Below are 8,199 nucleotides of genomic sequence, written 5' to 3'. Positions count from 1 at the left end.
TTATTAAAGATGATCTTGCCGTAAGCGGACAGACCGACATTAGTGATCTAAAATCTGCCAAGAAAAAAGCAAGTAAAAAAGCTAAAGATACCGCCAAATCTGCTAAAGCTAAAGCAAATGCCAAATCAGAAAAGATGCAAGAGAGAATGGATGATAGCATGGATAAAGCTATGAATGATGATAGTAAAGTAAAAGGCTCTACGGCTAAGTTGAAAGACGAAGCTAAAGAAGAGGGATCGTCTAAGGCTAAAGGTAAGAGAGGCAAGAAGGGTAAGAAAGAGTAATTTCTCCCGACCTTAGCTTATTATTTTACAGATCTAGCACTTGCGACAAATGCATGATCTACGTAGCAAGTATATAGATTTAGGCGGAGCTATGGAAGTGTGCAAGATTTTAATTCGAATCTTGCGTAATTAGCTTACTCGACTATACTGTAGATTTAGAAGTTTACAGTTCGATTTAAACTTGCGGATGCGATTTTATTTTATGGTATGGCGAGTCGATATTTTTTGGAATTTTAAGGTGTAAATTTCTGATTTCTCATAAATTTCAATCTCACTACTTTTAAGCAGAACTAAAATTACCCTAAAGACCGCCTAACTACAGCAAGGTATCGGCAAATCGATTACCGGCGCGTTTCAGGTAATGCCTAGAAATCGTGTAGGCTAAAGTCAAGCCATAAGAAATCATAGCGGTTTAGGGCGGCAATTTTGCAGAAGCGGCAGTGGGTTTATTTTACAACAAAGCGTATGACGTAGCGGCTAAATAGACCACAAGAGATAGATTTAAAGCAAATTTTACCCTATTTAAATGCTAGTATTATCACGCCTACGCCGATGAGTGCTAGTGCAAGCCATTCGCGAAGGCTCGGGCGCTCACCCAAAAAGATCACGGCGATGATCACAACGAGCACTACGCTTAGCTTGTCGATCGGTACTACTTGATAGGCTTTGCCGATTTGTAGCGCTTTGAAATACGCTAGCCATGACGCGCCCGTTGCTAGCCCGCTTAGTATCAAAAATACCCAGTTACGAGGGGTTAGGCTCGATAACGGCTGCCAGGCTTTAGCGTAGCGCAAGAATATGGCAAGACATAGGGCGATGATAATCGTGCGGATAAAAGTTGCGAAGTGAGAGTTGATCCCTTCGAGTCCGATTTTTGCAAATATCGCAGTCAGCGCCGCAAAGAGTGCTGATGCAAGCGCCCAAGCCGCCCATGCCTCCATGATATTCCTTTATGAAATGAATTATTGGATTATAGCCCTATTTAGATAAAATTTGTTTATAATTTCGCGAGCGTCGCAGCAAAAAGCTAAATCGCAAGCGAGCAATCCTACGAAGGCGGCATTGAAATTTTAAAATTTTAGCCGCAAAATACGGCTAAATTTCAGTTCCGACAAGCAAAACTCGCCTTGCACGCTACCGAATGAGTTTGGGCACCGTTTGAGTGGTGTGTCGCAAGACACGGTTCGCAGAAACTGTTATAAAATTTTGCTTTGGCAAGATAAAATTTTACCAAGGCAAGACGAGCTTTCCTTCGAATGCAAAATTCTATTTTAATTCAGCAAAAGCACGACCGAATACCCCTTTCACAAATCCAAACGCTATATAAATTCCCCCGAGCAGAAAGGTTAAAATTTAAAAAATATTCACCGCTCGTATATAAAATTTCAAAATTTCTACGAGGAGAGCTTATGAAAAAATTTCTACTTGCACTCATTGCGATATTCGTTTTAGCGGGCTGCGGCAGCGATCCAAAAGGCGTTGCCGAAGACTTCGTAAGAGCCCTATATGAGGGAGATTCCAAGATTTTGGTAGATCTTGTTTATATACCGGACAAGGATAGGTCCGACGACGGTGCGATGCAGATAATAAACGGCAAACTGATGCAAATGGCGGGCGCCGGCAAGGAGGAGGCCTATAAGCGCGGCGGGCTAAAGAGTATCTCGGGCGAGCTGCAAAATAGCGACGAGAAATCGGCGCTCGTGAAAGTCGCCGTGTCTTTTAAAAACGGCACGAACCGCACCGAGAGCGTTAAACTCGTCAAAAAAGACGGCAAGTGGAAAGTCTCGCTTTAGCGAAAAAGTTTCTTATCTGCTTGATATTTGTCACAGGCGGGCTTGGCGAGCTTTGGACGCTAACGCGCGCGCCTACGGCAAAAGAGCCGCTACGGGTACCGGATGAAATTTTATCAAACCTACGCACGGGCGATCTCGTCTTTCGCCTAGGCGACGTCACCGACAGCCGCATAATTGCAACCGCGACGGATTTTAAATACTCGCACGTAGGCATGATCGTGCGCGAGCGCCCGCTTTTGGTGGTGCACGCGGTAACGGGCGCGGGCGAGCAAGACGGCGTCGCGACCGTTTCGATGCGGGAGTTTTTAGCGCATGCGCGAGACTTTGGCGCGGTGCGGATGAAATTTTTAAGCGAGGAGCAAAAGGCGCGCCTCGCCGCTTCTTTACTTAGGCGCGTCTGCGAAGATTTTACGCTAAGACCTCGCGGCGAAGCGAACCTCTACTGCACGACGTTGCTTGAGCAAGAAATTTCAAAAATCACGGAATTTTCGCCGAAATATTTTAAGTTAAGCCTAGCCGTCCTAGGCGGCGAATACCTCGCGCCGAAGGCGTTTTGGCATTACGGCGGCGTTGAAATTTTATACGAGTGGTAGGCACGACCTAGCTTGAGTTGGAATTTTGCGCGCCGTGTAAATTTAAAATATCGCGTCAATTCAAATCCGCGAATGAATAGAATTTAAGCTTAGAATTCTGCGCCGTAAAATTTCGGTCAAAATTTGTTTTGGCGCTAAATTTTAGAATTCCGAAACGACGTAAAATTCTACGTAATATAGAATTTCGTGGAGTACTAAATTACGAAATTTGCAAAATTTAGTAGGCATGGAATTTTATAGGGCGCGTAACTTACAAAATTTTAAAAAACGAAGTGCGTTTCGCCTCTACAGCTCGCCGAAAAGCGCTTCGAGATTTTTAAGACCTTCCTCCGTGGAGACTCTTTTCTCGCTTGCCGAACCGGTTTCGATCAGCTCGATCTCGCAGCCGCACAACATCGAAGCGAGGCGGATATTTAGGCCATTTTTGCCGATCGCTTTGCTTTTTTGATCGGGGTTTACGTAGACGATCGCCTTGCCGTCCTGCACTATTTTGACCGAGTTTACGATCGCGGGCGCCATCGCGCGAGTGATCAAAATTTCGGGACTCGCGGAGTATTCAAACGCGTCGATGCTCTCGCCGCCGCTTCCGTCTTGCAAATTTTTGCTTAAAAATCTACTCACCGCGTCGATGCGAGCGCCTCCTTTGCCGACTGTAGCGCCCACTGGATCGACGTTTGGCGAGACGGCGCTAAGCGCGATCTTGGCTCGCCTGCCCGGAATTCTCGCGCAAGCCTGGATGATGACGCTGCCGTCTTTGATCTCTGGGACTTCGGCGGCGAGCAGGGCTTCTAGGAATTTCGGGCTGGTGCGCGAAAGTTCTAGTCTGATACCGTGGGATTTGTCGATGGCTACGTTTTTGATGACGGCTTGCAGCACGTCGCCCACTTTGAAATTTTCGCCCTTGATGCGGTTTTTTTGCGGCATGAAGGCTTTCGTATCCTCGATCTCTACGTAGGTCGTGCCGTCGTGATCGATCTTAGTGACCGTGCCGTGGGTGAGAGTGCCTACCTTGCTTTTATAGTTTTCAAAAATTTTCTCCTCAAGCAGCCTTTGGATATGAAAATTTAGCTCTCTAGCCAGCACGCCGGAAGCCGTACGACCGAGGTTTTCAATATTTATTTCGTAGCTTAGCTCATCACCGATCTCCGCGTTTTCGCCTATTTTTTTGGCTTCGCTTAGCGCGATGAAGTTGTGATCGCCGAGCCGCTCATCATCATCCGCGACGACGTGGACCTTTTGGTAAAGCTTAACGCGTTTGGTCTGCGGATCGACTTCACTGTCGTAGAGATACTCCTCGCCGAAAAGTCTTTTTGCGGTCTGGATGAACGCCGTTTTGACGCGTTCTTTGACGTCTGCGGGCTCAAGCCCCTTTTCATTTGCAATCGACTCGATGATGTCGGTGATTTTTTCCATAAATTTTCCTTAAGATTTGATTTCGTGCTACTAAATTTGGATTTTAAATTTTGAAGTGCGGTATTATATGGAATTTTGACTTTATTTTTATTTAAACGAATTATTATCTAAATTTCGCTAAACTCGCGGGTTTAAAACATAAATGAAAGGATAGATCATGCAGCTAAAACTTGCCAGAACGGAGCTTGCCTCTAAGCCAAAAAGCGTTAAGATCGAGGATTTGCAAGCCCAAGTAGAAAAGAGCGGACAAAAAATATTTTATCTGGATAGAGAAAATTCTCAAAAAGATTTAGCCGCTTTGGTGGATTTTTTCGATACTAAGGGTTTTAGCGTGTATCAGCGCATAGTGCGATACGGGCTGAACGAAAACGAGTATATGTACGAGGTGCATATCCTTTGAGCAAACTCCTCTTCATCCAGACCCTAGGTTGCGCGATGAACGTGCGCGATAGCGAGCATATTATCGCGCAGCTAAAAGAGCAAGATTACGAGATCACCGACGACGTAAATATTGCGGATCTGATCTTAATAAATACCTGCTCCGTACGCGAAAAGCCCGTGCATAAGCTTTTTAGCGAGATCGGAGCTTTTGATAAGGCGCGAAAAAAAGGCTCTAAAATCGGCGTTTGCGGCTGCACTGCAAGCCATCTGGGCGGAGAAATTTTTAAGCGCGCGCCATTTGTGGATTTCGTACTCGGTGCCAGAAACGTATCTAAAATTTCGCAAGCCGTTCGTACGCCTAAATTTATTAGCACGGACATAAACTACGACGAGAGCGAGTTTGCATTCGGCGATTTTGCGAGCTCGCCATATAAATCCTTCATAAACATAATGATCGGCTGCGACAAAAAGTGCTCCTACTGCATCGTGCCGCAGACTAGAGGCGATGAAATTTCGATCCCCGCTCAAATCATTTTGCGCGAAGCCGAAAGATCCGCAGCTCGCGGCGCCAAAGAGATATTTCTGCTCGGCCAAAATGTCAATAACTACGGCAAGCGCTTTTCTAATGCCCACGAAAAAATTGACTTCAGCGACCTGCTCATGCGGCTTAGCGAGATAGAGGGCATCGAGCGCATCCGCTTTACCAGCCCGCATCCGCTGCATATGGACGATAAATTTTTGGACGTTTTTTGCAATAATCCTAAAATTTGTAAATCGATGCACATGCCGTTACAAAGCGGCTCTAGCAAGGTTTTGCGCGATATGAAGCGCGGATATACCAAGCAGTGGTATCTAGACCGCGCGCTTAAGCTACGCCAAAGCTGCCCCGGCGTGGCGATTAGCACCGACATCATCGTGGGCTATCCGAGCGAGAGCGAGGATGATTTTGCTGAGACGATGGAGGTGCTAGAGGCGGTGAAATTCGAGCAGGTTTTTTCCTTTAAATTTAGCCCTAGACCGCTCACGCCAGCGGCAAGCTTAAAGCCGTTGGATGATGAAATTTCAAGCGAAAGATTAAGCAGGCTACAAAGCGCTCACGCTAAAATTTTAGACGAGATCGCAGGAGCGCAAAAAGATAAAATTTTCGATGTATATTTCGAGGAGCTGCGCGGGGGCGGCACTGTGTGCGGTAGAAGCTTTTCAAATTTTTTAATCTGCGCGCAAGGCGGCGAAGAGCTGCTAGGCAAAACGCGCGGAGTACGTATCGAAAAGACCGCCAGAATGGTGCTTTATGGACAAGTTATCGCTTAAAAAGCGGTTGTTTTTCCGCGCCTCTGAATATCTCATTTTTATCCTGATTTGGTGCATTTTTTTAACATGTAGGGTTAAATTTACCCCCACAAAGCTGCCCGAAAAGCCCTGCGTCGTCGTGTTTTGGCACGGAAGATTAGCTATGATGAGCTTTGCTTATAGGCGCTGGTGGCTGCGGGATTTCGGCAGCAAGAGGCGCGCCAAGGTCATCATCAGCGATCACAAAGATGGCGAAATCATTACGCGCGTGATCTCGCATTTTGGCATCGGTGCGATCCGCGGCAGCAGTTTCAAAGGCGGTGCGCGCGCACTTATGGGCGCGATCAAAGAGATAAAAAACGGCACCGACGTCATCATCACTCCCGACGGCCCGCGCGGCCCGCTTCACAGCGTCGCCGACGGTGCCGTGATCCTTGCGCAGCGGCTAAGCCTAGGTATTTACGCGCTAAATTACGAAGCGAGCAGTTTTTGGAAATTTCGTAGCTGGGACGAGATGGTATTGCCAAAGCCCTTTTCGCGCATAAATTACAGCCTCAGCGCGCCGCTAAATTTAGAAGGACTTGACCTTGAAGAGGGCAAAGAGGCGATCAGGCAACTGCTTTTTGCAAGCGCCGAGCAGGACGTTAAATTTTAGTTTGAAATAATAGTGTTTCGATATAATTGCAATTTTAGGAGAAAAAATGGCACTATTTAAAGCAAAATCATTCCTCGGCGTCGCTAAAAGTGCCGACGCATGCGAGTTTTTTTATAGAAAATTGGGCTTTGGCAAAAGAATTTTGGATGAGAAATCCGATCGTTTTCCTATCGCGCAAGAAAATGATCTGGCTACCTCGCTGGCGGGCTTTGCGGATCTGAGTGATAAAAATTTAATCTCTTGCGTACTGATAGACGACGAAAATCAAAGAGTGTATTTTAACGAGGATTATATGATTAAAGAAAATAGCATTTATCAAAAAGTCGATGATAGCTTCATAGTGGAATTTCCTCGTGCAAGTACACAGGCGGCGGATGAGACTTTTGGAATAGAATTTAGCTCGCACGCTAGTTTATTTAAAATTTTATACTTCTTGCTAAAAAATCAAAGCGATTTTGAAAACATGGCGATGTTTGCGCTTAAATTTAATAACCGCGCGTGTTTCGTCGTCGCCAACCAAGAGCGCGTGCTATATGCCGATATAATGCGTATCGACGAAGAGATGCAGGCAGCGATGAGCGATACTGACGAGCTATTTTACGAGCTTTTAAATTTTCAGATCGAGACCTTCTATAAATCCGAAAATAGCGAGTTTCTCACCAACGTTTTCATCTACTCAGACGGCACGCTTAGTAATGAGATCGGCTATGTGATTTTCACGCGCATCTTCATCAAAACAAATCTGATAAATCTAAATTTCGCCGATTACATCAACAAAATCGCGATGCTGGAAGCCCGCTAGATCAAATTTTTCGCTCCGCACCTAGGCAGAATTTTAAAATTTTATCTTTGCAGTATTTCGCTTGCTTGATACGATTTAGTTGCCTGTTTGCGCCGCATTTTATTAAATTTTATCTCGCGTTACATAATGGATTTTGGCTGGGTAAAATCATCCATATTTAAACGACTCGCTTTTAAATTTAAACTTATTTGCCGCAAAGAGCCTGTCTTGCGCCGTAAATTTTATCTTTTTCACTAATCACGATTAATTTTGCGTAAAAAATTTTCTATCAAAGCTCGCCTTTGCTCCACATCGTCGTTCTCGCTAATGCCCTCTAGCTCACTTGCGTGATGAGCCTTGGGCGGGATATCTTTCAGATACGACCACACCTCGTCCTCGCTTAAAATTTTGCCGTGCAGATCAAAACCTACGTTTAGCGCCCTGCCCGAAACCTCGGCGATATCTGCGTGCAGGTGACCATAGAGCATCAGCGCGCCATAATGGCAGTTTGCCCACTCGATCATCGGGTAGTGAGACAGAGCCGCTCTCTTATGCGATAGGCGCACAAAGGCATATCCCACGATCTGCTCAAACATAAAATTGCCGTCCGCCTTGCGTCCGCTTAGCAGTTCGTTTTTCATCGCGGCGATGCGCTCATCGTGGTTACCGAGCACCAAAAAATGCCGCCCGTTTAGTCTGCGAAGTAACTCGCAAGTGTGCGCAAAATCCTTGTGAAAGGAGACGTCGCCGAGATTATAGACGAGATCCTCGGGCGTAACGAGCGCATTCCAAGCGGCGATGAGATTTTCATCCATCTCGGCTACGTTCGCGCCTTTTCTAAAATTCGGGTATTTTTTCAACACCAGCTCGTGGCCGAAGTGTAGATCGGAGGTAAAATAAACGCTCATAAAAGCTCCTCAAATAGCGCAAGATTCGCACCAGAAGCAAACAAAAATCCGCGGTTTATCGGCGGGATGGCGAGCTGTCTGCACGCTTCTTTAAATTTCTT

9 protein-coding genes and 1 pseudogene are annotated in these 8,199 nt (G+C 46.0%); 7 read left to right on the top strand and 3 right to left on the bottom strand.

Annotation, left to right across the window (positions count from 1 at the left end; genetic code table 11):
- Window positions 1–284: pseudogene (locus Q0413_RS03255) on the top strand (hypothetical protein); the annotation flags it as partial.
- 518 nt (window positions 285–802) lie between these two features.
- Here the strand turns inward: Q0413_RS03255 and Q0413_RS03250 are convergent.
- On the bottom strand, window positions 803–1,225 hold the full coding sequence (locus Q0413_RS03250; protein ID WP_298987258.1) for an EamA family transporter: 423 nt from the start codon (window positions 1,223–1,225) through the stop codon (window positions 803–805).
- A 468-nt stretch (window positions 1,226–1,693) separates the two neighbouring features.
- Between Q0413_RS03250 and Q0413_RS03245 the strand changes: the two genes are divergently transcribed.
- Window positions 1,694–2,077, top strand: a complete 384-nt coding sequence (locus tag Q0413_RS03245) for a DUF4878 domain-containing protein (RefSeq protein WP_298987255.1) — start codon at window positions 1,694–1,696, stop codon at window positions 2,075–2,077.
- Window positions 2,059–2,670, top strand: coding sequence for a YiiX/YebB-like N1pC/P60 family cysteine hydrolase (locus Q0413_RS03240; protein WP_298987252.1), 612 nt, complete (start codon window positions 2,059–2,061; stop codon window positions 2,668–2,670). Before Q0413_RS03245 ends, Q0413_RS03240 begins: the two co-directional genes overlap by 19 nt.
- A 285-nt stretch (window positions 2,671–2,955) precedes the next feature.
- Here the strand turns inward: Q0413_RS03240 and nusA are convergent, their stop codons facing one another.
- Window positions 2,956–4,083: a transcription termination factor NusA gene (nusA, locus tag Q0413_RS03235; RefSeq protein ID WP_298987249.1), complete on the bottom strand. Its 1,128-nt coding sequence runs from the start codon at window positions 4,081–4,083 to the stop codon at window positions 2,956–2,958.
- Between the two features lie 157 nt (window positions 4,084–4,240).
- Here nusA and Q0413_RS03230 point away from each other — a divergent pair, with 157 nt between their 5' ends.
- The 4 genes from Q0413_RS03230 to Q0413_RS03215 are packed head-to-tail and all read left to right on the top strand — an operon-like array spanning window position 4,241 to window position 7,211.
- Entirely contained in the window at window positions 4,241–4,483 is a 243-nt protein-coding gene (locus Q0413_RS03230) for an HP0268 family nuclease (protein ID WP_005870077.1), read from the top strand.
- Entirely contained in the window at window positions 4,480–5,775 is a 1,296-nt protein-coding gene (miaB, locus tag Q0413_RS03225) for a tRNA (N6-isopentenyl adenosine(37)-C2)-methylthiotransferase MiaB (RefSeq protein WP_298987244.1), read from the top strand. The genes Q0413_RS03230 and miaB overlap by 4 nt, the downstream gene beginning before the upstream one ends.
- The gene (locus tag Q0413_RS03220) at window positions 5,756–6,409 is read left to right on the top strand and encodes a lysophospholipid acyltransferase family protein (protein ID WP_298987241.1); all 654 of its coding nucleotides are present in this window, start codon (window positions 5,756–5,758) and stop codon (window positions 6,407–6,409) included. Before miaB ends, Q0413_RS03220 begins: the two co-directional genes overlap by 20 nt.
- A 46-nt stretch (window positions 6,410–6,455) precedes the next feature.
- On the top strand, window positions 6,456–7,211 hold the full coding sequence (locus tag Q0413_RS03215) for a hypothetical protein (protein WP_298987239.1): 756 nt from the start codon (window positions 6,456–6,458) through the stop codon (window positions 7,209–7,211).
- Window positions 7,212–7,444: 233 nt separating this feature from the next.
- Here the strand turns inward: Q0413_RS03215 and Q0413_RS03210 are convergent, their stop codons facing one another.
- A complete protein-coding gene (locus tag Q0413_RS03210; protein WP_298987236.1) occupies window positions 7,445–8,098 on the bottom strand; it encodes a metallophosphoesterase in 654 nt (217 codons plus the stop codon).
- Window positions 8,099–8,199: the final 101 nt, after the last annotated feature.

The sequence above is a fragment of the uncultured Campylobacter sp. genome (assembly GCF_938045465.1).
GTDB lineage: Bacteria > Campylobacterota > Campylobacteria > Campylobacterales > Campylobacteraceae > Campylobacter_B.
This window is presented reverse-complemented; position numbering and strand designations above follow the sequence as displayed.